Consider the following 23,177-nt stretch of genomic DNA (forward strand, 5'->3'; position numbering starts at 1 on the left):
CCACTGTTTATATAAAGAAAAAACCTACTGTTCTAACCCCAGATTAAACATAGTATATGAGGAGGAAGAAAATGAAAAAGATAATAGGATTTCTAGCAGTAACAGCAATTTTTATAGGTATAGGGTTTGCTGTAAATCGTTATATAAATGGTCCCTCACAACCAGTAAACGGTATCATGGTATCTGGATCGAAAGAAAATATATCTGCTGTTAAAAATCTGTATAAAGATCAAAACGTACAAACAGCAGATTATAGTTATAAATTGGTCACAGAATTAATAAAACAAGAACTCACTACCGAACAGAAAGAAGATATTAAGAAAGAATGGAAAGAAAAAGGAGAAAATATGACCGAAGAAGAGATGGACAAAGAACTTGATAAGTCATCTGTTAGAAAGAAACAATACGCGGTTATTACAAAATCTACAGCAGAAAAATTCTTAAAAAAAGGAATTGTAAGAACACCCTTATCTAAAGAAGATAGTTCAATAACTTCAACCTCAGTAAAAGAAATAAAAGAATTAGCGAGTGAAAAAAATTTATTTTATAGAAAAGAAGCGGAAGATGAGGAAGTTAAGGATGGAAATTTAAATTTAAATGGACAAATGATACCTGTTCAACATATTGAACAAAATAATTGGATTGGCTATTTTTCATCACCGATAGTAATTGTTAATGAGGAAACGTATAAACAATTAAAAGAAAAAGAAGTAAGCCTTTCGTTAATTCAGTTTGCAAATGAAAATTTTGATTATAAAAATAAAAATAAGGTAAATAAGGTGGTGGAATACGTTTCAAAAGTGTATGCAGTGAAAGACGAGAATGGTGAGTACGATAAGGATAAAATCTATTTTGTAGAGATTCAAAATTAATCTGTGAAAAGGATGAGTTGTATGGAGGTTGTTAGATTAGAAAATGTAGTAAAAACATATGGAGAGGGAGAAACGCAAGTACAGGCGTTAAAAGGAATTAATCTTTCCATTCATAGGGGAGAATTCGTAACCATAGTTGGAGCATCAGGTTCTGGTAAAAGTACCTTATTGCATATTTTAGGAGGGCTGGATCGTCCGAGTTCGGGAAATGTGTTTATAGGTGATGAAAATATCTACAATTATAAAGATAATGAACTCTCTATTTTTCGCCGAAGAAAAGTTGGCTTTATATTTCAGTTTTTTAATTTAATTCCTGTCTTGAATGTACAAGAAAATATTGCTTTGCCAGCTCTATTGGATGAAGAACAGGTAGATGATCATTACCTGGATGAAATTATAAGAACTTTAGGGTTAAATGAAAGACGAGATCATTTGCCTTCTGAATTATCGGGTGGTCAACAACAAAGGGTATCTATTGGTAGATCTCTTATAAATAAACCCGATATTATCTTAGCGGATGAACCAACCGGAAATCTAGATACAAAAAATACAAAAGAAGTTCTGAATTTATTAAAAGTAACGGCTAAAAAATATAATCAGACGGTGATTTTAATTACTCATGATCCTGCTATCGCATCAAACTCTGATCGAATTATAACCATTACAGATGGCATAATTATTTCAGATAAACAATTGGTGCAAAATCAAGAAAAATGTGGAGGGGAGGAGTATTGATTCATAGTTACAAACAGTTAAGTCAAAAATATCTCAGAAGTAATATAAAACGTACTCTGCTAACATTAACAGGTATTATTTTAGCATTGGGGCTAATAACAACGATTGGACTTTTTTTTAATAGTGGATACACTTCGGGAATTGAAAATGCTAAAAAAGGTTCTATGGGTTCTGCAAATATTTCAGTTGAAAATTATAATCAAAAGCTTTTCAATATGATAAAAAGTAATCCGAATATATCTTCTTATGGCATCATAACTCCAGGAGAGGTGCTCCATGTTGATGAGATAGCTGTTTCTTATATGTATGCAGATCGTCAAGCATTGAAGCTGTTAAAGTCTAGTATTCCTGTAGAAGGTAAGCTACCTTCAAATGAAAACGAGGCTGTTTTGGAAAAATGGATGCTGCCTTACTTCGGTCCCAATCTTAAATTAGGCGGTATGTTTACTATTCATGAAAAAAAATATAAACTTGTTGGTTTGCTAAATAAGTCTAGTAGTACTCAGGAAAATAAAACTGGTCAATTATTGACATATAAAAATAAGTTCAAAGTTGGTGAAGGTAGCGTATTGATTGAATTGCATAAGTACGCAAACTTTGATGAAGTTGAAAATCAATTTAAATTATTGACGAATAAAGAAAATATAAGAGTGAATGACCAATTAAAGAAAGCCTTAAAGCCTAGTGTGGAGATAATGGCGGCAGCCGCTATTAGTATTGGGATTGTTGTGATTTCTACAATTGTTATTATTTATAATGCATTTCAAATTAGTATAGTAGAGCGAATGAAACAGTTTGGCCTATTGAGGAGTATAGGGGCTACAAAAAAACAAATCAGGAAAATTGTGATAAGAGAAGCAACATTTCTTTCTATTATTGCTATCTTTTTTGGGATTTTGTGCAGTATATTAGTAGTCTTTTTACTTAATCAAGTATTGATAAACGTACTTAAAAACTCTATAGGATATACAATTAAATTAGATTGGTTAATTATATGTGTATGTTCTTTAATTACATTGATAACTGTTTATATTTCAAGCTATTTTCCTGCTTTTTTTGCAGGTAGAATTTCACCGTTATTGGCCGTAAGTAGCCGATTAGCTATAAAAAAAGAAAAAATAAAGAAAAAAAAGAGAACAAAATTAAAGAAACCACTATCTTTTCCGTTAAGTATGGCATTAAAAAATATCCAAAGGAATCCCAATAGATATACAGTTACAATTTTGTCTATTATTATAAGTAGTGTACTGTATATCACGTTTACGTTTCTAATAGATACTGTCATTCAGCGTAAACAACCGGAAATTCAAGCTCTAAAATCGGATATATCAGTTACGGTTAATTCAAATTTAGACAAGCCTAGCATAGATCGTATGAGTCGAAATATTTATAAAGTTAATAACGTAGAGAATCTGTACAAGCAATATCAGGCAAATGATTTTTATACGAAAGTACCAAAAAATAAACAAATTAAAGAATTACAAGGAAATGAATCGCTGTATCATAAAGTAAAATACAATAATCAAACTGTAGAAATTATGGAAACACAAATAAAAGCATACGATGAGAATAGTTTAAAGAAACTAGCTGAAAATGTAACTAGTGGAAGAATTGATATTTCAAAATTAAATCGTGAAAAAGAGGTTATTTTAGTAAAGCAAGCTGCATCAAATGATATGAATACAAGTAAAAAATATATAGGTTCTCTAAGTACTTTTCAGGTAGGGGATGAAATACAAATAACAAGTCGGCAGGAAAGAAAACCTACAGAGGAAATCTCCTACAATGAAGAAAAACTAGAAACTTTAAAAGTAGCTGCAATTGTAGAATTGGATATTTTTAATATGAGCAGAGTGATGGATACCATAACTTTTATTACTAGTGAACAAATAGCCGAAAATATTACACCATCTCCACAAAAATTAACAAGTTTTGAAATTGATTTAGAGAATCAATCTCAGGCTGATGCTACAATTTTAGATATACAAAAGAAACTGGGCGGAGATGCATCTATAGATGTAAAAAATAATATTGTTCAAAGTAATTTCCATACAGACAATATACTTTATATAAAAATATTAGGGTACGGATTTATAGCTGTTATTACACTAATTGGTTGTGTAAATATTTTAAATACCATCACAGTCAGCATCATTATGAGAAGAAAAGAATTAGCTGCTTTAAAATCGATTGGTATGTCGCAAAAGGATTTGAAAAAGATGGTTATATATGAAGGACTCCTGTACGGTTTCTTTGGAAGTATACAAGGGATCTTTTTCGGCTGTATGCTGTCGTATATTCTTTATGTAGCACTGTCAAATACGGTGTCTTTTGAATGGATTATTCCTTATCAATCTAGTTTTATCACATTTATTACTGCACTGTTGATTAGTTATGTATCGGTACTAATTCCGCTTCGGAAAATTAAAAAGGATAACGTAATAGATGTAATTAGAGAAGAATAGCAGTGGTTATAACAATATGTGATTCTGAAGTCCATCCGAGATACGTGTAAAACGGTTCGTAATCTGTATTATATTTCAATTTTACAGTTTAAATCGAGGAATTCTAAAATAAAAAATACAAAAGTACCTTATAAAATATAAGGTACTTTTGTATTTTTTAAAATGACATAAGATACGTTTACTTGAGTTCTTTAGGTAGTTAGGGTTTGATATACTAACTTAAAATGAAAATGTTGAGTAGTTCATTGTTAGTGTATATCAATATATCTGAATTAAATATGAAATCTTACATCGAAATATCTGTGTGATCAATTCTATACAAGCGTCAAGTCTATTACAGTGGGAGCATTGTTGTTACTAGTTGGTGGAGTCATTTTCTTAAAACATAAAAATACATAAAAAGAGAAGTAAGGACGAGTTACGTAAAATTGAAGTGTTTGTATAAAAAACCTCCTAAAGGAGGTCTTTTATGAAGATAAACGTTTTGAAGCAGTCATCTTTTTAACTTTCATAATAATTTCACGTTCTAATATTTCATTTTTCTTACCAATTCGGCTTCCAATAAAGAAAACATCGATTAAAGCCCAGAAACCAAGCCCGCCAAGAGTCAGTGTCATGGCAATTGCCATACCAAAGTCACGTGCGTAGTAGCGGTGACCACCAAGTCCACCTAGAAAAAACCAAATTAGGTAAGCAAGTCCTTTTGATTTTTTCTTTTTCTCAAACTCTGAAGTAACAAGAACCATTTGATCCGTTGTTAAGTCCTTTTTCAATAGTAGGTTATCCATTAAAATTCTCCCTTTAAATGTAAGATATAATTATTCCGAATATAAATATATCATAATATTAACTTTAATGTAATAACCAAGAAAAATATTATTGGTAATTCAAAAATTAATGGTTAAATACAATTTAAGGAATGTGGTCAATCATTTGTGTGAAATAGCTTGTATATACCATTTGGGATACTATAATTAATTTTCAATTTCATTTCAAGAACAACGGAAACAAAAGAGAAATCGAAACGAAATCATGAAAGAAACTATATTAAAAGCACTACGATTTAAAAATAGAAAAGGTCTCATCAAATAAAGATGACATTGGCGGGTCAGTTTCAAGTTGTCTAAAATTTAAAGCACATTTGTAGAATCGTGGAGAAATAAGAGATTGTTTGTTCGGTTCGCATAGCGAATCTGTTATTTAATTAAAACAAGAGATTAAGAAATATATAACATACATAATTATTATAGATGTCAATGGAATTCAAAAAAGGTCAAACTATTGAATACAGAAATAGTTTTTTAATGTCTTTTACAAAGGAGACAGATCACTTTATAAGAGTTCGTTGTTACTATATATAATCATTAAGAGTATGTTTTGTTGGATCAGTATTTCTCAATAACAACAGCTACACATTCCATTTACATTTATTGTATGTAAAGCGTATGCTAGATTTAGTTGTAATATATGGAAGGGAGCTGTATTTTTGAACAGAAAAGTTTTTTCTTCAGTTTTATTATCGTCACTTTTGTTTTTAGGAGTAACTGGTTCAGGAGGAGTAGAGGCTTCTATGATTACACAAATAAAGTATAAACAAGGAGGGGCAAAGTACATATATACAAATGCACCAGAAAGTGTATACGATAATCCAAATATGGGATCAAACTTTGAATCTGGTAAGTATACTTACTACACAAATGAAAGAATATTAGAAGCAAATCAAGAGTATAGTGCTGAATTTTTTAATCGAAATTATACTGGAGGTCAATTGAAATTTGGATATGCTATACACAATGAAGATCGTCAACCGCAAACTATAAGAATTAAAAATAGTGCTGTAAATGCAGCATATCCGGTTAGTTCTGATGGTTCATGGGATATAATGGGCATTACGTCTAGTACTATAGTTCAATATGGAAATAGTAACAATGATCAAGTTATTACTATTCCAGCAGATGGACATGTATTTATATTAGAAAAAGATGTAGAAGATACTTTTGCAGTTAATGGAAAAATTAAGTTTATTCCGAACGCAAAATTAACCCTACGTCAATTTGTTTCAAAGAAAAAACCAGATGGACAGTTCTCTAGCCAATCAGAAATTTTTGATCCTATAAAAACAACACAGGTTAAAAATTATAATAAAACTACTTCAACTGCTAATTATAATTACGATGAAAGGTATGCTGTTATTGATAATGTCACAACAAGCGCCTTTTATGTAGGTTCAAAGACAAATAAAGCCTATCCTCAACCTCGTGTTGGTATTAATGAATACGAAGCACCTATATGGTATCTAGAAAATTCTAACCCGACGCTTGAAGGAAACTATGGAATTGTTTATGATTTTCAATTTAAAAATGCGGCAGGAAAGAAAATTAGAATTAAGCCTGAAATTATATCAGAAAACGATAAGTCAACTGATCCAGAGAAATTTCCGCCACTAGCATTTTATTCACAAGTAACGTACTGGACTTCAGGAAGTTGGAAAAGTACAACCAAATTAACTAAACCTGATCAATATTATTACATAACTATTCCAGCAGATCAACATGTGAAATTTATATTACCAAGTGGTAATAATGGCAATAATCTTTTCGAAATTATAGAATAATGTTTTGGAAGTTAGAATTAAATGAATAGACATAGTTATAGTCAAATTGTTGATGCCGATTTTAATAAAAATGTAAGAGAATAAAAGAAACGTCAGTTGCTTTTTAAAAGCGCTGACGTTTCTTTTGTATAGTCTCATAGCTAGACTTAATTATTAAAAGCTAAATAAATTCATATAGAGTGTAAAACTAAAGAAATTGAATAGGAAATTGGGACTTTATTTGTGTTAAAGAGATTGGGGTGGATCTAATTTCATTGAATCTATCATAACTTTAATATTTTTCGAATTACCTTTAACAGATAGTTTCACTTTTTCAATTTCCACTGTTTTTGAAAAATCTTCATTTCCAATTGAACCAATTAACTGATCTAATTCATTAGTCCATGTAATGTTAGTAGCTTGAATCATTGCTTTAATCGTAGATATATCTACATAGCCAGTATACATAATTCCATCAATTATTTTTCCGCTTTCTCCTAACATGACACTTACCCATTTCATATCTTGATCTGAGTTATCTACTTTTTTAGGGTAATAAAACCTATATGTATTGGATTGCTTTTCTAGTTCAAGATTAAATGGAAGAATTTCAATGCCTTGTGTTGATAAATTACTCTTAATTTTATTATAGTTCTTTAAATATTCTTCTGCTGTCATATGTTTAAGCGCAACTTTTTCTTTTACATCCACTGGTTCTTTTTCGGTTGCTTCTAATTTGTTGAGAGTATCTTTGTGTTCTATATTTGTGCAACCTAAAAGGCTAGCCGCTATCAGAAAGGTTCCGAGTATAAGTATTTTCTTTGGCATAAAATCTCTCCTTAAGTGATATAGGAAAAATGCCGAAAGAGTTGATATCCTTAACAATTTCGGCATTTTTCAAGTTTGGATACTTAATGTTTTTCTATAACGAAAAAGAATCATTTATATGATCTAATTGATTTAAGAAAGAACAGTACAATTAGTCCTGAAATAAATAATAAGACCCCATTTATTAATAAGATTAATGGTGGACCATATATGTCAGCGAAAAATGAGGAGATTGCTAAAGCGACTGGTGATGCAATACTCGTAAGAGAACCAAGTGTTCCAAAAGTCCTTCCCTGTAACTCAGGATCTACCTCAACTTTAATAATCACATTGACAAGCAATGTACAAAATGAAAAAAGTATTCCTAAGAGGAGAATTAATGGTACTGCATAAAGAACAGATGGAGCAAAAGATAGCCCTACAAAGATTGGAGCTAGTAAAACCATACTAAGGATTATCCACCAACCCCGTCGATGTAACTTATTATCAAAAAAGATAATAATGCCTGCGCCTAACATATAACCTATTGGAATGCTAGATTCAATTATCCCAAATTCAATCGGATTTGCCTTCCACACTTTTACAGACATTACTTGAATAAGCATTAATGAAGCAGTGAAAAATGTGATTAAAGTAGGCGAGAGTATAATAACAGATTTAGCAAAAGGGTTCTGCCATATATACTTGAAGCCTGCAACAAGGTCCTCCTGAAATGAATTTTTGATTCCTGTTTTTTTTGTAGAATTAGGAAACTTTCCACTTAACAACACTAAAATAGCGGATAACATAAAAGTAACTGCGTCAACTGAGATAGCAATGCTACCACCAAATGCTGCAACTACAACTCCTCCTATTGCTAGCCCCGAAATACGAGATACATTATCTGCTACATTTAATACTCCAGTAGCTTGTTGAACTTTGTCTTTTCCTACAATATCAACTAAGGAAGCGTGGAATGCAGGAGACTGAAATAATCCTGCACAAGAAGTAAGAGCGGTTAAGATAATAATAAGAATAAAGGGGGTACCGGGTATAGCAATACAAAATGCGATACTTAGTATTAAAAGACTTCTTATTATATCTGTTATCCACATTAGTTTTCTGCGATCTACCCTATCTGCAACAGTACCTGCAATGGAAGAAAACAACATGCTCATGACCATATGAGTTATGGCAATTGTAGACATTAATTTGGCACTTCCTGTTGCTTGTAGTACCCAAAGGTTTAAAGCAATACTGTGAAATGAATTTCCAAACATTGATAAGGTATAACCTGTAAATACAAAAGTAAATGTACGATTTTTCCATAATGTCTTTTTCGAAGAAACAGCAAGAGCGGAATCTAATTTGATCTGTTGTTGCATAGTATTGTCACCTCACAAATTTAAGTATCTAATTTATAAAAATTTGTTTGCAAACTAATAGTGGTGAAATTTAGTAATCAAGTTAATTAGATGATTAACGAAATGGAATCTAATTGCAAAAGAGCTATATTGATATAATATATTGTTATTTTGAGGTAATAAAGGTAGGTATGAAATGGATTTAAGTATATAAATGTTTGAAAAATAAAACGCAATATAAACTGACCATAGAAATCTTAGAATGTAAGTTGATTTAAATTGTTATGAAATTAAATTACTAGAAAATATCTACTAATAGCATTATCAAATTTGTAGAAGTAAATCTTTAATTTATAGAGAAAATTTTAATTAGCATTTAGGAGGAACATTTTAACTGTACAATAATGTTTTAATTTTTATATAAGATTTTCATAAATAAAATATTTCTCCAGATTATTTTGAAATTTCTTTACAGCTTTTCCCTAGGTTTTTAATATTTGTAAGAGCGGAAGCTATATTTATATTTTATAGTTTATTTTGGAATATAAGATTGGTATTAGTAGTATAAATAGTATTTTTATTAATAATCTAGTATTTACTTTTAATACTCCTCTCCGTATAAAGTTTTACCAAATATTTTCAGGTGAATATTACCAAATAAAAAATGTTTTGTCTATGTATTTTATTGGGCTATATTTTGTAAGCATAATTCCATGTAAGAATTTTCTATATTTATCCTCCCTATATAATGACATTTTTTCCCTTACTTCGACATAAATCAAATGGTACAGTTTATAGGACAAATATAGAACCCACTTGTAGACATTATTTTGTATGAAAAATTGAATCGAAACATGAGTTACTAGTTAGGAGGCGAAATATATTGTAACTATTTTTCAAATAGTACTTAAGGGTAGAGTGCTAGACGTTTAAAAATAGCTGGTAAATGCTTCTATGGGATGGAGGTTGTCATTTGAAAGAAAAAGATAAGCTTCAGGTGAATAGGAACAACGTTAATTTTTCTAAGGATATAATATATCAAATTGTAACGGACAGATTCCATAATGGATGCCCATCATATAATCCCAAAGGGGGATTATACGATGAATCTAGGAAAAATAAAAAGAAATACTTTGGTGGAGATTGGATAGGGATTATTGAAAAATTAAATACAAATTATTTTACTGAACTAGGTGTGACGTCATTATGGATATCTCAGCCGGTAGAAAATATCTTTACTCCAATAAATGATTTGGTAGGAAGCACTTCATATCATGGCTATTGGGCTCGTGATTTTAAAAGAACAAATCCTTTTTTTGGGACATTTGAAGACTTTCAAACCTTAATAACAACCGCTCATGCAAAAGATATAAAAATTATTATGGATTTTGCACCTAATCACACTTCGCCTGCATTACATGATGATGCGACCTATGCTGAAAATGGTAGATTATATGATAATGGATTGTTACTTGGTGGATACGATAATGATTACAATCATTATTTTCATCATAATGGTGGAACGGATTTTGAAGAATATGAAGACGGAGTTTATCGTAATTTATTTGATCTTGCAGATCTAAATCACCAAAATATAGCTATTGATATGTATTTTAAAGAAGCTATTAAACTATGGCTAGACCAAGGGATAGATGGTATACGAGTTGACGCAGTAAAACACATGTCATATGGCTGGCAAAGAAGTTGGCTAAATTCAATCTATAATTATAGACCAGTATTTATTTTTGGTGAATGGTATATCAATCCGAATGAGTATGACCATAGAAATGTTCATTTTGCAAATAATAGTGGTATGAGTTTATTAGACTTTAGTTTTGCTCATAAAGTACGTGAAGTTTTTCGAGATGGAATGGATTCCATGCATGGGTTACACAAAATGATTGAAGAAACATATCAAATTTATAATGATGTAAATAATCTTGTTACTTTTATTGATAATCATGATATGGACCGTTTTCACATTAATGGACAAAGTAAACGTAGAATAGAACAATCATTAGTATTCTTGTTAACTTCAAGGGGAATACCTTCTGTATACTACGGTACAGAGCAGTATATGGTTGGAAATGGAGATCCGAACAATCGTGGTCAAATGGAATCTTTTGATGTGGATACAGATAACTTTAAGATAATACAATCTTTATCTTCGCTTCGTAGTTTAAATTATGCACTTCCATATGGAAATACCAAAGAAAGATATATAACGGATGATATTTATGTATATGAAAGGCACTTTGGAAGTGATGTGGTATTAATAGCGTTGAATCGAAATTTAACAGAAGGATATGAAATAAAAGATGTTAAAACAATTCTTCCTTCTAGAAAGTTTAAGGACATATTAGATGGCCTTTTAGATGGTGAAGCAATTAGAGTTGAAAATAATAATATAGATTCATTATGGCTTGGACCTGGGTCAGTACATGTTTGGCACCATAAAGGAGTAAATAGTATACCTTTAATAGGAACTGTGGGACATAAAATGACAACAGTTGGTCAAATAATTTGTATTGAAGGATGTGGCTTTACTTCTAAAAAAGGATCAGTATTATTTGAAGAAAAAGAGGGGGAAGTTGTTTCATGGTCACATACTAGTATAAAAGTAAAAGTTCCCGCAGTGAACGATGGTAAATATGAAATTAATGTTGTAACAGATACAGGAACTAGGAGTAATACCTATAAATATGTAGAGGTCTTCAATACAAAGCAAGTTTGTATTCGATTTATTATTGAAAATGGATATGAAATACCAGAGAATGAAGTTTTTATAATGGGGAACACATATTCATTAGGAAATATGAATCCTTGCAAAGCAGTAGGGCCATTTTTTAATCAAATAATGTATCAATTTCCTACGGGTTATTTTGATATAAATGTTCCGGCTGATACCTTGCTTGAATTTAAATTTATTAGAAAGATCAATAACACACTATTGATTGAAGGAGGAGAGAATCATAAGTTTCGGACCCCGAGTTTTGGAACTGGAGAAGTAGTTGTAAAATGGCAAACTGCAGAAAAAACTATCTTGGTGGAGTCTTAACTATAGGGGTCTACTTTTTTTACAATTGTAATTAAAATTTGGGGAATTTCATTCTGTCAGCTAAAACAAAAGCTTATACTGAAAAATTCTCTAAAAAGTTAATAAAGGGTACGGTTTTAAAGAAAAAAACTAGAAAAGAACTGTATTAATGAAAGTGAAAAATAGAAAATTGGAGGTTACCATGGAACGCGCTTCTAAAGTGATTACGATTGAAAATTTTCATTCTGAAATACTTGAGAATAGTAGGAAACTATTCATATATTTACCACCTGGTTATGAAAGCAATTCGTACCAAAAGTATCCTGTATTATATATGCATGCTGGGCAGCGCTTGTTTGAGCCAGTAATAAAAAATGATGAATCATGGAATGTCCACAAAACGACTGATATGCTAATTTATGAAGGTAAAATTCAAGAGATAATAATAGTAGGTATAGCACATAAAAGAATCATAGAAAATAATGAGTTTTGTCATTTCATCTCACCAGATAAACATATAAAATGCTCAGGGTTATTATATGAAAAATTTATAATGAATGAGGTGAAACCTTACATTGATGAAAATTTTAGAACATTGACTAATGCTGAAAATACAGCTCTAATAGGGTCATCAGCAGGTGGTTTATCAACTTATAATATTGGTTTCCGCAATCCTGAAGTGTTTGGGAAAATTGGGATGTTATCTCCATTCTTTGTGAAAGTTGAAGATGATCATTCGGAATTAAAATTATATGAAATGTATGAAGGAAAAAAAGACTTGAAAATATGGATGGATATAGGTAGTGCGGAAGGTTTTTTCTTGGTAAAACATGTGAGGGATATTGCAGAAACTTTATTGGAAAACGGTTACAAATATGGAGATAATTTAATTTTTTATCAGGATCCAAATGGTGCACATTTTGAAAAAGACTGGGGAGAACGTATGCATCTACCATTAATATATTTCTTTGGAGATGTTGGTAATATAGTTAATGTTACATTAGATGGGCGAGATGTAGTTGGATTAACTGGAATGAAAGTGAAAATTAATCCAATTGTTACCTACGATAGTGGTTTTGAAATGAGTGTTTTAGACGGTGTGTTTGTAGTCGATAAACCAGACGTGCTTGAGGTTATGGGGGATGGAACAATTATACCTAAGAAAATAGGAGAAGCCGAAGTTACCTTTGTAACACAAGGTGTAAAAGGGACACCTAAAAAATATAAGGTAATAGAAACATTATCAGAATTTGTAGATGTTTCTGTAACAGTCGAAGTACCTGAAAATACACCAGTTGGTGAACGAATCTATATGAGTGTAGGCATGATACTAGATAGAATAGAAAAAAATCGTTTTACGGGGAATTTTAAAGTACCAAGAGACCTTGCATGCAGATTTAAGTTTTCAAGAGGCTTTAGGCTCTTTGAAGTGGATAAATTAGGACAACCTATTCCAAATAGAAAATTTAAAGCTACTAAGGACTTACAGTTGAATTATACTGTTGAGAACTGGATAGGTCTGTAAAAAATAAATGTGGGGTGAGTGCTGTAGTGAAAATGAAAGAATTAATTCCAACCTTTGATGTCCCTTATTATTATTCATGCTATATACCAATTCTTCACGATAAATTAAAAAGTATGGGTAGCATTAGTTACATGAGTTTAATAGCGAATGAAGAGTTATATAGTATACCGGCATTTCGTATGGATACTATCACATCGGTACCTTCTGTAGCAAGATATACACAGTTGTTAGAATATAATCAAACATTTCGTATGGAGAAACATGTATATTCTAATTTCGAAAAGGGGCTTCAATATATAAAAGAATGTTTGAATCGTCAAGAAGTATTTATTGCCTTAGGAAGCACCTTTTTCCTACCATATAGTAATGATTATTTGAACCCAAAATTTATAAAAAGTCATATAGATGTCCATACGGATAAATATGTTACAGACCATTACCTCGCGATTAACAAACTTACAGAAGATAGAGTATTTGTTCAAGATCCAGTTCCTAATAAATTTATAGGTGAGATATCAATGGAGGAGTTTCATTCTTTTTGGAAAGGAGGAAAAGCTATACCTGAATTGGCTCAAGCAAAAGGTATAGAAAGAATTTCATCTTACTCATCAATTGATGTGATTATACAGGAAAAAATAAGCATGGAAAATCTTAAAGATGTTTTTTTGAGAACACTAAAAAAAATATCAAGTGAGTATGTTCGGGGTTTAGTTATGCAAAAAAACAATAAGATATATTATTTTGGTAAGATTGCGGCCCTTGAACTTAAAGAAAATATAAATGAAGATTTTCATAAACAAAGAAATATGTTTCCTTTGTATTTGAAATGTTTATTTGATATGAGATGGAGTAGATATTTTTTATATGACTTACTTATAGACATGAACGAGTTATTTAAAGATAAATTTATTCATATTACTAGTGAGTTAATGGATATAAAACAATCATGGGAAAGACTGTATAAGATTGCACATATTAAATTATTAAAAAAAGATAGTAACTTAAGTGATCTCGAATCTTTTAATTTGATAATGATGGATATTATTAATAGAGAGTGTGTCTTACATGAGAATATTTTATTTCTTCTGCAACATAATTATAGTCTTCAGTCTTAATAGGGAAAAGATAATTGAGAGAAGTAGATTAAGGCTACTACGTATACTTACAAACTTTATCAGTAGAAGGATAAGGGTATTAAGTGCTCATGTTATATACTACTACAATTGCCGGAAGGAAATCTTCATAGTAAAAAGATGATTTATAAAAAGGAGTGTATTTACTTGGAAGATACAAATAAAGAAAAGATTATTCAAATCGTATTGTGCTGTGTTGAAGAAGTGAATGAAAATCTTGAAAATAAAATTGATCTTGAAAAAGGCTTGAAAGCACATCTTTATGATTGGGAGGGGTATTTAGATTCGTTAGGGCTGGTATCTTTATTGGTAAGTATTGAACAAGGCTTAGAAGATGAATTGGGTTTATCAGTTGATTTGGTGAATTTAGATACAATGTCACAACATAATAGCCCATTTAAAACAATAGAAGCATTAGTTGCGTATATTTTAGAATGCCAGGAACAATTAAAATCATTAACATAACAAAATTTAAAAGGAGGTTAGGTATGCATATTGATTTTTTATTTGAAAGATTTGAAATGAATAAAGGATGCGAAGCTATTGTTTGGGAGGATAAAACTTACACATATGAGTGGTTTCTAAATCAAATAAAGATTTATACAAGGGAGTTAATTGAACATAGAAAGATGGATTATACAATAGTCTCTTTGGAAGCGGATTATTCTCCATACTCTATAGCAATGTTTTTAGCACTTATTGAATTAGGATGTACTGTAGTACCGATATTAAATTCATTGGTTGACAGTAAGAAGAAAGAATACTATGAAATAGTTGAATTAGAAAATGTAATTAAAGTTGAAAGGGGAAGCTTTGAAATAATCAATATACAAAGGGATTACATTCAAAATGAATTATTATTACAACTGAAAAAGTTAAAACATCCAGGATTAGTATTGTTTTCATCTGGTACAACCGGAAGCAGTAAAGCAATTGTTCATGATTTTACATTACTTCAAAAGAAGTACAGTGTCGCAAGGAGTGCAAAACGTGTTATACCATTTATGTTATTTGATCACATTGGAGGAGTTAATACTATATTCCAAATTATTTCCAGCTTAGGGTGTTTGGTAATTATTGATGATCGTACCCCTAATCGTGTATGTAACATGATTGAGAAACATCAAGTACAAGCTTTACCCGCATCACCAACTTTTATAAATCTACTTATACTGAGTGAGGTTTATAAAAAGTATAATTTAAATAGTTTGCAGACCATTTCTTATGGATCAGAAGTTATGCCTGAGGCTACACTAAGTAAAATAAACGAAATATTCCCTCAAGTTAAAATTACACAAATGTATGGATTGTCAGAATATGGAGTTTTATATTCACAATCTAAATCGAATCATTCATTGTGGATCAAACTAAGCGATAAGAATATTGAATCAAGAGTAGTGGATGGAATGTTGCAGATCAAATCAATGTCTACAATGATTGGTTATATTAATGCTCCAAGTCCATTTACTCAAGATGGCTGGCTTATGACAGGAGATATGGTGGAAGTAGATGGAGATTATATTAAAATTTTAGGAAGAAAATCAGAGATTATAAATATTGGCGGAGAAAAAGTATTTCCAGCTGAAGTTGAAAATGTAATACAGCTAATGGATGGAGTAGAGGAGGTTGCTGTTGTTGGTGAAAAAAATGCAATCACAGGGCAAATGGTTAAGGCTGTGGTTAAATTAAGTACAAATGAAAGTGTAAATGAATTTAGAAAGCGATTAAGAGAGTTCTGTAAAGATAAACTACCATTATATAAGATTCCACAGAAAGTGGTATTAACAACTGAGAAAATGCATACAGAGCGTTTTAAAAAAGATAAGAAGGTATTTATGTAACCAAAAGTTGAAGTCCTTTTATACAATAATTTAAAAGTAAATTATAAATCCCTTATATTTTGAAAAAACTTTTTCAAAATATAAGGGATTCTTTTTATTTTTTTCGGATCTAAATTGAGTAATTCATATAAATAAGCTTCTTCGCAAAATAAAAATTTACGTGTTAAGGAGAAACTTTATGTTTATAGAGTTTGTTGTTGTTTATTATTACGATTCGATAGGAATTTATCTAATGAAATAGATTGGCTGTTATTTACTACAAAAAATAAAGAAACAGCCAATAATAATAAATCAAATTCATACCCTCCTATAAATCCTTGATCAAATTTCACAGTAATAATAGCTCCGGCTATAAGTAAAGAAAATAAGGTTGAAATAATTCGTGTACCAAGCCCTAGAATAACTAAAATTCCACCCACTAGTTCAAGAATTGCTACTGGATATGCAAGCCAATCGAATATTCCTAGGCTGTTGAAGAAATTTTCTGTATTATGAATACCATCTTGAAATTTTGTGAGTCCATGAGCAAAAAAAGTTAACCCTAATACTAATCTAATAATGAAAAAACTTAACTCATTTTTGTTTGACAATTGATTTTCCCCCATTCAGTGATTTTGAAGTACGATTAGCCATAAATTTTTCCCTTTCCTTATTCTAATGATCTATATATGATATAGAATCAAAAAACAGTATATTTTTTGTTTTTCAACTTTACTATTTGATCACTTTTTGTTTATAGGAATAAGGTTCTATTCCTTTAATATCCATTTCAATATCCTGAAGTATTGTATTGTTAATAGATCCTTCCATTATTCCAAATGTTTTATTTAGGATGTGACCGGCACTTTTAAACCCAACATAATGTCCACGAACCATACGTGGAAAACATGCACCAAACATGCCTTGTACTGTTATAATTGATTGGAAATGTAGAACCTCAGTAATTAATGTTCCTATCATTGCTATTTTGATTTTACTATTTGGAGGCACTTTAATAGAATGTTCAATTGAAGGAGAGATATGAGTTGATTTGGAATTACTTTCGCCTACAAAAGTTGAAATATTAAATTCATTACCCGATTGAAATTTACCTGCAATAATAAGATCTGATTTTAAAGTTAAACCTGTAATAGATTTCGAAGTCCAAGATTGTATATTGGCCCATTGTTCTTTTATTGTCACTACAACCTCTTTTTCTTCATTATTAGGATTATATACAAATTGTTCCTTTAGGGTTATTTCATTTATTGAAGGTTCTTCAAGGTCTCGAAATATAAAAGGGCCCAGCATTTTATAACAAGCGTGACCATAACGTTCAGTAATAGCAGGCTTATTACGAATTGGAAACGTCTCATTATTTACTGCAATTTCATCAGGAAGTATTCCATAAAGATCTTTAAACGCATCCATTATGGAGTCTGTAGTTGAATCTAATGAATCTAGATCTGAAAAAGATAATTTTTCTTGTATAATCATACTAATGCTCCTTACCTATTTGTGTATTTTATTTGTTTGATCGTGGTCAAAAAACAATTAAAATATGAAGAAGAGATAAACTAATAGTTTGACAGATAGAATAATTAATAACTTTTGAGAATAAATTCCATTTTATGTTGTGGGATTCCTATCAATTAATACTCATTAGAAATTTATAAAGATTTGATTGAATTTTAGGAAAATAGAGGTTGCTATTGAAAATCTAACTAAGGATAAAGTTATGGAACGCATCAATAAACGGATTATTAAGGATGGAAAATAACGAATAAATAGCAGAGAGATGAATATGAACGGAAGAAAATCTTGTGGCTCACAAAGAATTTAAGAGCTAGAGATATAAATAACAGCACAGATAAGGTTGAAGAAATCTACAAAAGGCTTTATCAATTCTAGCTAAATGATAAAAGCCCTGCAGGGGATGCAGGGCAAGACTAAGGGTATTGAAGAATTGTCGATTCTAAAAGTAAAGGACTTCTTGGAATGTTTTAAGTTTAACACATAATATATTAAAACGTTATATAAAGATTTTACGGAAATATGAATATAAAAAACTCTCATAAATATTATGAAAAGTTGAGAATCTATAGAAGCTATAAGGGATTATGTTTGCAATGGTGTCTTTATAGAGTTAATAGGGCAGGCTTTTGTTTGTCTTAGTATTCGGGAATCTAGTAGAATTCCCGAATACTAAGACAGGTTCCTGGGTATTACGAAGCATGAAAGCATCAAAAAAGCCCGTACAGAAGCACAGGCCGGTTGATACACATATCGGTAACTAAATATTAACAGAAATAGTTAGTAAGTACTATTGAAAAAATAAAAAACTGCTTTCCTCCTAAGACGGCTTGAAGAAAACACATATAATAAAACACTTATATTATACCAAATGTTTTCTCCTAATTAATATATAGTATATATTAATCATCCAGCAGAGGTGCTTTTTACTTTTTTTATAGAATTTACACATTAAACATATATGTATACGCATTGCATTGTTACTACACGCTCAGGAATAGTAATAAAAAGATGATACCAATAAAACTGTATAAAAACAAAAAGAATCCTAATAGGGGTAATTCTTTATGAAAGTTGAGCATGACAAACCTCCTTGGATATATAGAATATTTTAATATATTGTTGGTCTATTTAAAAAGAAAAACATAACTTGGTACATTGGATTAGAGGATATCTATATGAATAGGTAGAATCTAATTATCTGGTTCACATTTTAAACCAAGGGGTACAAATTCGATGCGACGTGAAAAGGATTTGTTGAAACAATGGAAGGTGGATTTGCAAGCTATCCAAGAAGAGAAAAGGCTGAAGAAGAAGTCTAAGAAAAAGAATAAGAAATATAGCATTCCTGGTAACACAGCTGACTTCATGAATGGAAAGAATACTTTTCGTAAAGAGAATAGGGTATGGAAGCAAAGAAATAAATAATGTGAGGATAAATGATTTTGATTAAATGTATAGGAATTATAGTAGGCGCTGCCTTGATTTGGGCGGCGTCTTATTTGTTGTTAAGGAAAGATAACAAAACAAACAAATACAATGAACGAAAAAATACCTGAGACTATTGCCACAGGTAGGCATGTACAGCTAGTAAAAACAATTCTATTAATGTACTATTTTAGATGTTGATTTAATTCAGTGAGATTCGAAACTATAATGCCATGATTTGAAAATGAGTTCAAGAGTGTTTGTAAATTCAAGCAGCTCTATAATCTTTGTTTTTAAGCTTCTTTCTAATATCAATAAATCCTATAATCATTATTGCCATGCATATTAACTTGAGCCAACGAACCTCCTGGTAGAACATTAAACCAGAGAAGAATTCATAAGCGTATAATAAACCGATAATCGGGAATAGCCAAGTCATAAATTTCAAATCTTTTAGATGAAACTTATAATTATTAATCTTTTTCCACATAAGTATCAACTCCTATTTTCCTGATGTTCTGTAGTCTTTCTTGATAATATCTCGCATGTTTAGGATAAAGAATAGAAGGAAAACCAAGGCTATGATTCCGTTAACCCAGTAGTATATATGTCCTGCTGTGAATCCAGTGTAGAAAGAAAAGGCATTCCAAACTAAAAGGATTGTTGAACAGATAGTAGAGATCAATAATGAACTAAAATTCCTCATGATTGTCACCTCGATTCAAAATGTTAGTTGTTATTTATAATTATACATATAAATAAATAGATTTAAAAGGGGAGAATATAATAAAATAATATAAAGGAATCACTGTGAGGCGAGAAATATGGATAGGTAGCGAATACGCTGTTTTTCTATTTCCGATATATCTTAATCGCATATAAGTAAAGACGTGAAATATTATATAAAAATTTAAAAATGTGGACAAGAGAAGTTATACAAATGACATTAAATAGTATGTATGAACATAGTAAAGGGGTACGTGTATATATTGTTAACCATATTGTTGAGATAACACCAGAGAGTATAGACAGCCCAGATATAACATTTAAACAAAAAATCTATGTTAACTAAAAGTAATAATCTCCTATCACAATGTTTGATGGGAGGTTATTACTTTTCTGAAGATGAAATTAAATATCTTTATTATTCCTAAGAGTGCGAGAAGGATATTGGAATAAATCAACTGCGCTTGAGGTTTTACATATATTATTGAAGGAAAAATATAAGATGGCAGAGGAAGATGTATTAGTAACATGTGATACGAAGTGGGCTGTTGCAAATGGCTAATTAACGCCCTTACATAATTTTTGGAAGAACAATCCGTTTCGTATGTTGCATGACTACAATCCCGAAGTATATACAATAGAAAAATGGGAAGTCATAAAGAGGATGAGAAGAAAGAAACGAGTTAGAAATAAAAATACACCTAGTTAATAGGTGTATTTTTTAGACTTGAAAACCACTTATGTAGTAGAGATTTCTCTCGGGTACAGTGTATCACATTAGAAAACATGCGTATACATCATATTTGTTACGTAAAATGGATTTCTTTTGGTATACGATTCATTTAAAATTTAATTTGATCGCCTTTTGGGAACTTAGATACCTTCGCCAGGTTCTGTATTAGAAGGAGCCCCGCCATGGTCCCCATCTGCTTCTAGTTTTGGAGCTGGATAATGTCCATGCGTATCTTGTGTCAGAACAGGTGTTTCCCCACGGTTTAAAGCAGGAGCTCCACCAGTATGACCATGAGATTCTAGCGAAGGAGCGATTAAATCTGCATGAGTCTCTTTTTTAGGAGCCATTCCTTCCCCATGTGTATTTGTAAAGGAAGAAGCCCAAGTATCTCCTTTGTTGTATGATGAAATAGGAGGTCTTCCGTGATCATAAGCAGGAGCCCATGAATCCCCATGCGACTCTAATTTCGGAGCAAAAGTTTCTCCATGTTCAGCTTTTACAACTCCGCCATCTCCAATGTTTACACCAAAAAGACCAAAACTAAAGACAGATAATCCTACAATCGTTAATCCAAGTTTTCCTTTCAAACTATACCTCTCCTTTTTGCTTTGTTTTTTCTATTTTGTCTAAACGTGGTAGATAAAATGAAACAAATCGTAAAAAATTACCAAATTCATACGGTATACGATTAATTCTGTGTAAGATTTTGTAAAACCTCCTTAAAAATAGAATTTTCTAAAAATTATTTCGACAAAAATCAATGTTCGTAGGAAGTTGTTTTTTAGAAGTGCCGATTTACTTGAAAAAGGGAGAGTGATCCACTGTAGAATCCAAGTAATTATTTAATTGACCAAAAGTGTTAAGCAAAAAAGAGCATTTAACATAAGTTAAATACTCCTTATTTTAAGACTATGTTCAGTTATATCTCTAATGGAATAGTTATCACTAAAATTAACAATAACAGAAACTTTTTGATGTTTATTGTTTATGACATGTCCATGCAGATAAATTTCATGTGTTCTATACTCTTCTGATGGTTTAATTGTTTCGATTACAATATCGAGATTTCTTTCTTTTTTGAAGTAACCGATAGTTACTAGTTCAGCAGTCTTTTTTACTTCTGGCCATTCCTCATTGTATTCTTTTGGAATGAAATGAGCTGACGCCAAAAGTATAAATACAATAGGGATGGTAATAAAGGCTATACTTATAATTCCATAGCGTAATAAGTTTCTTCCCATTAAGTGACACCTACCAATGATGTTGTATTAAATATGGTCAACAGTCTGTATAATAAACCAACATTAACCAATTTACTATCAATTAAGGTGACAATAGTATTACAAATTTGTAAGGTTTATCAGGTAGAGAAATTAATGAAAAGGATATACAATCTTTATTTTTCAGCATATCCTCTTCGAAATTTATCAAATACTTACTTGAATGTCGTTATCTCTATATAGATATTTTATTTGAACAAAAAAATGACCCTTCAATTGAGTAAGATTCCTAAAAGTAAAGAAAAAGTCGTATATGATACTACATAAAATCGTTTTTTATTATAATAGTTAATCATATAGTTGTCTATACAATGATGTGCGAAAGAACTGACAAACATACTATTTGCAGATGAAAAAGTCCTAGAAGGGACTAGAACTTTTCTACTGAACGATGCGATTTATAAAAAGAATATAATTAATATATTATAAGAATGTTTCATAAATGTATCGAAAAAGTGAACATTTTGTTATTCGAATCTAAGTTGAAAACCACATATTTAAGCATGTAGTTTAATAAGGAAAGAGGAACTTAAAATCTGGTGAATCTCCACCAATATCGTTTAATTGTCCAATGTAAAGGTGAAAGGATATTAACGAAAAGGCCGATTTAGTAGGAAGTAAATTTAAAAAGTCCTGTATTTTGACAGGACTTTCAAAAAGGGAACAACAGTTAACAACTGAAGGTACCTTTATATTACTATTACTGGTAGTTTTGTTCCATGTGTTATGTGTTGAGAAATAATCTCCTATGAGATGAAAAAAGTAACCAATAAAGTTAAGTGACGAATTGATGTAAAAAGGACATTCGGACCTGTAAGTAATGGATATGAAACATATAGTTATAGTCGAGAAAATGAACAGTTCATAAGCTAGAAAGTTTAGCTTGCATATAGCATATGTTGTAAAGAAAGGGTGGGGATGAAGTATGGAACGAATGAACTGGGGCACCGAAGGGTTAGTATTCGTGGGCTGTACGTTTCTTGGCGCGGGAGTGGGATTTATGTTTGGGAGCGCCCAAACTGGGTGGCTGATAGGGATGGGTGCTGGGTTTCTTGGTATGGCTTTGACGAGATGGATTGGGAAATAATATAATAGGTTCACTTTCTTCAATAAATAAAGCGATAGG

The 23,177-nt window shown here is 30.9% G+C and carries 20 protein-coding genes and 1 pseudogene; 12 read left to right on the forward strand and 9 right to left on the reverse strand.

From position 1 onward, the window contains the following. Window positions 1-71 precede the first annotated feature (71 nt). The 3 genes from DOS87_RS13090 to DOS87_RS13100 are packed head-to-tail and all read left to right on the forward strand — an operon-like array spanning window position 72 to window position 4,072. The gene (locus DOS87_RS13090; RefSeq protein ID WP_000720122.1) at window positions 72-872 is read left to right on the forward strand and encodes a lipoprotein BA_5634 family protein; all 801 of its coding nucleotides are present in this window, start codon (window positions 72-74) and stop codon (window positions 870-872) included. A gap of 21 nt (window positions 873-893) precedes the next feature. After that, window positions 894-1,607: an ABC transporter ATP-binding protein gene (locus tag DOS87_RS13095; RefSeq protein ID WP_088068278.1), complete on the forward strand. Its 714-nt coding sequence runs from the start codon at window positions 894-896 to the stop codon at window positions 1,605-1,607. After that, window positions 1,604-4,072, forward strand: a complete 2,469-nt coding sequence (locus tag DOS87_RS13100; RefSeq protein WP_184121608.1) for an ABC transporter permease — start codon at window positions 1,604-1,606, stop codon at window positions 4,070-4,072. Before DOS87_RS13095 ends, DOS87_RS13100 begins: the two co-directional genes overlap by 4 nt. A 467-nt stretch (window positions 4,073-4,539) precedes the next feature. On the opposite strand, the gene DOS87_RS13105 is transcribed toward DOS87_RS13100, so the two are convergent. Further along, window positions 4,540-4,860, reverse strand: coding sequence for a TM2 domain-containing protein (locus DOS87_RS13105; RefSeq protein WP_016090621.1), 321 nt, complete (start codon window positions 4,858-4,860; stop codon window positions 4,540-4,542). 112 nt (window positions 4,861-4,972) lie between these two features. Between DOS87_RS13105 and DOS87_RS30605 the strand changes: the two are divergent. Both DOS87_RS30605 and DOS87_RS13110 read left to right on the forward strand, forming a co-directional pair. Next, a pseudogene (locus tag DOS87_RS30605) lies at window positions 4,973-5,232 on the forward strand (IS3 family transposase); the annotation flags it as partial. 326 nt (window positions 5,233-5,558) lie between these two features. Next, window positions 5,559-6,686: a copper amine oxidase gene (locus tag DOS87_RS13110; protein ID WP_184121610.1), complete on the forward strand. Its 1,128-nt coding sequence runs from the start codon at window positions 5,559-5,561 to the stop codon at window positions 6,684-6,686. Window positions 6,687-6,911: 225 nt separating this feature from the next. Here the strand turns inward: DOS87_RS13110 and DOS87_RS13115 are convergent, their stop codons facing one another. Both DOS87_RS13115 and DOS87_RS13120 read right to left on the reverse strand, forming a co-directional pair. Beyond that, on the reverse strand, window positions 6,912-7,493 hold the full coding sequence (locus DOS87_RS13115; RefSeq protein WP_151527324.1) for a hypothetical protein: 582 nt from the start codon (window positions 7,491-7,493) through the stop codon (window positions 6,912-6,914). Between the two features lie 110 nt (window positions 7,494-7,603). Next, on the reverse strand, window positions 7,604-8,857 hold the full coding sequence (locus tag DOS87_RS13120) for an MFS transporter (protein WP_151527325.1): 1,254 nt from the start codon (window positions 8,855-8,857) through the stop codon (window positions 7,604-7,606). 952 nt (window positions 8,858-9,809) lie between these two features. On the opposite strand from DOS87_RS13120, the gene DOS87_RS13125 reads away from it, so the two are divergent. The 5 genes from DOS87_RS13125 (at window position 9,810) to DOS87_RS13145 (ending at window position 16,372) form a co-directional block, all read left to right on the forward strand. Continuing rightward, a complete protein-coding gene (locus tag DOS87_RS13125; protein WP_151527326.1) occupies window positions 9,810-11,894 on the forward strand; it encodes an alpha-amylase family glycosyl hydrolase in 2,085 nt (694 codons plus the stop codon). Window positions 11,895-12,075: 181 nt separating this feature from the next. Beyond that, window positions 12,076-13,398 (forward strand): alpha/beta hydrolase, encoded by a 1,323-nt coding sequence (locus DOS87_RS13130; RefSeq protein WP_208730342.1) that lies wholly within the window; start codon window positions 12,076-12,078, stop codon window positions 13,396-13,398. Between the two features lie 26 nt (window positions 13,399-13,424). After that, window positions 13,425-14,513, forward strand: coding sequence for a cysteine peptidase family C39 domain-containing protein (locus DOS87_RS13135; RefSeq protein ID WP_151527328.1), 1,089 nt, complete (start codon window positions 13,425-13,427; stop codon window positions 14,511-14,513). 165 nt (window positions 14,514-14,678) lie between these two features. Beyond that, window positions 14,679-14,996, forward strand: a complete 318-nt coding sequence (locus DOS87_RS13140) for a hypothetical protein (protein WP_000390267.1) — start codon at window positions 14,679-14,681, stop codon at window positions 14,994-14,996. Between the two features lie 23 nt (window positions 14,997-15,019). Beyond that, window positions 15,020-16,372, forward strand: a complete 1,353-nt coding sequence (locus tag DOS87_RS13145; RefSeq protein ID WP_184121614.1) for an ANL family adenylate-forming protein — start codon at window positions 15,020-15,022, stop codon at window positions 16,370-16,372. A 182-nt stretch (window positions 16,373-16,554) separates the two neighbouring features. Here DOS87_RS13145 and DOS87_RS13150 read toward each other — a convergent pair whose 3' ends face one another. Both DOS87_RS13150 and DOS87_RS13155 read right to left on the reverse strand, forming a co-directional pair. Continuing rightward, window positions 16,555-16,962: a DoxX family protein gene (locus DOS87_RS13150; RefSeq protein WP_184121616.1), complete on the reverse strand. Its 408-nt coding sequence runs from the start codon at window positions 16,960-16,962 to the stop codon at window positions 16,555-16,557. A gap of 124 nt (window positions 16,963-17,086) precedes the next feature. Further along, complete coding sequence (locus tag DOS87_RS13155; protein ID WP_151527331.1) at window positions 17,087-17,848, reverse strand: hydralysin-2; 762 nt, start codon at window positions 17,846-17,848, stop codon at window positions 17,087-17,089. 1,272 nt (window positions 17,849-19,120) lie between these two features. Here DOS87_RS13155 and DOS87_RS13160 point away from each other — a divergent pair. Then, window positions 19,121-19,312 (forward strand): hypothetical protein, encoded by a 192-nt coding sequence (locus tag DOS87_RS13160; protein WP_151527332.1) that lies wholly within the window; start codon window positions 19,121-19,123, stop codon window positions 19,310-19,312. 268 nt (window positions 19,313-19,580) lie between these two features. Here the strand turns inward: DOS87_RS13160 and DOS87_RS13165 are convergent, their stop codons facing one another. The 4 genes from DOS87_RS13165 to DOS87_RS13175 all read right to left on the reverse strand — a co-directional run bounded on the left by DOS87_RS13165 (window position 19,581) and on the right by DOS87_RS13175 (window position 22,012). After that, the gene (locus DOS87_RS13165; protein ID WP_097996848.1) at window positions 19,581-19,802 is read right to left on the reverse strand and encodes a hypothetical protein; all 222 of its coding nucleotides are present in this window, start codon (window positions 19,800-19,802) and stop codon (window positions 19,581-19,583) included. Between the two features lie 12 nt (window positions 19,803-19,814). Beyond that, the gene (locus DOS87_RS30155) at window positions 19,815-20,018 is read right to left on the reverse strand and encodes a hypothetical protein (RefSeq protein ID WP_151527333.1); all 204 of its coding nucleotides are present in this window, start codon (window positions 20,016-20,018) and stop codon (window positions 19,815-19,817) included. An 893-nt stretch (window positions 20,019-20,911) separates the two neighbouring features. Continuing rightward, window positions 20,912-21,358 carry a hypothetical protein gene (locus DOS87_RS13170; protein ID WP_184121618.1) on the reverse strand — a complete coding sequence of 149 codons (447 nt, stop codon included), beginning with the start codon at window positions 21,356-21,358 and terminating at the stop codon, window positions 20,912-20,914. 300 nt (window positions 21,359-21,658) lie between these two features. Further along, on the reverse strand, window positions 21,659-22,012 hold the full coding sequence (locus tag DOS87_RS13175; protein ID WP_088070564.1) for a phosphoglycolate phosphatase: 354 nt from the start codon (window positions 22,010-22,012) through the stop codon (window positions 21,659-21,661). Window positions 22,013-23,015: 1,003 nt separating this feature from the next. Here DOS87_RS13175 and DOS87_RS30160 point away from each other — a divergent pair. Beyond that, on the forward strand, window positions 23,016-23,138 hold the full coding sequence (locus DOS87_RS30160; protein ID WP_255285307.1) for a hypothetical protein: 123 nt from the start codon (window positions 23,016-23,018) through the stop codon (window positions 23,136-23,138). The last annotated feature ends 39 nt before the right edge of the window (window positions 23,139-23,177 follow it).

Origin of the sequence: Bacillus sp. CR71 (assembly GCF_003429245.1) — a bacterium.
GTDB classification, from domain to species: domain Bacteria; phylum Bacillota; class Bacilli; order Bacillales; family Bacillaceae_G; genus Bacillus_A; species Bacillus_A thuringiensis_S.

Excerpts from the sequence above, each read along its gene's own strand:
- DOS87_RS13090 (WP_000720122.1), top strand. The coding sequence starts at position 72 with ATGAAAAAGATAATAGGATTTCTAGCAGTAACAGCAATTTTTATAGGT.
- DOS87_RS13095 (WP_088068278.1), top strand. The coding sequence starts at position 894 with ATGGAGGTTGTTAGATTAGAAAATGTAGTAAAAACATATGGAGAGGGA.
- DOS87_RS13105 (WP_016090621.1), bottom strand. The coding sequence starts at position 4,860 with ATGGATAACCTACTATTGAAAAAGGACTTAACAACGGATCAAATGGTT.
- DOS87_RS13115 (WP_151527324.1), bottom strand. The coding sequence starts at position 7,493 with ATGCCAAAGAAAATACTTATACTCGGAACCTTTCTGATAGCGGCTAGC.
- DOS87_RS13120 (WP_151527325.1), bottom strand. The coding sequence starts at position 8,857 with ATGCAACAACAGATCAAATTAGATTCCGCTCTTGCTGTTTCTTCGAAA.
- DOS87_RS13130 (WP_208730342.1), top strand. The coding sequence starts at position 12,076 with ATGGAACGCGCTTCTAAAGTGATTACGATTGAAAATTTTCATTCTGAA.
- DOS87_RS13145 (WP_184121614.1), top strand. The coding sequence starts at position 15,020 with ATGCATATTGATTTTTTATTTGAAAGATTTGAAATGAATAAAGGATGC.
- DOS87_RS13155 (WP_151527331.1), bottom strand. The coding sequence starts at position 17,848 with ATGATTATACAAGAAAAATTATCTTTTTCAGATCTAGATTCATTAGAT.
- DOS87_RS13160 (WP_151527332.1), top strand. The coding sequence starts at position 19,121 with ATGCGACGTGAAAAGGATTTGTTGAAACAATGGAAGGTGGATTTGCAA.
- DOS87_RS13165 (WP_097996848.1), bottom strand. The coding sequence starts at position 19,802 with ATGTGGAAAAAGATTAATAATTATAAGTTTCATCTAAAAGATTTGAAA.
- DOS87_RS30155 (WP_151527333.1), bottom strand. The coding sequence starts at position 20,018 with ATGAGGAATTTTAGTTCATTATTGATCTCTACTATCTGTTCAACAATC.
- DOS87_RS13175 (WP_088070564.1), bottom strand. The coding sequence starts at position 22,012 with ATGGGAAGAAACTTATTACGCTATGGAATTATAAGTATAGCCTTTATT.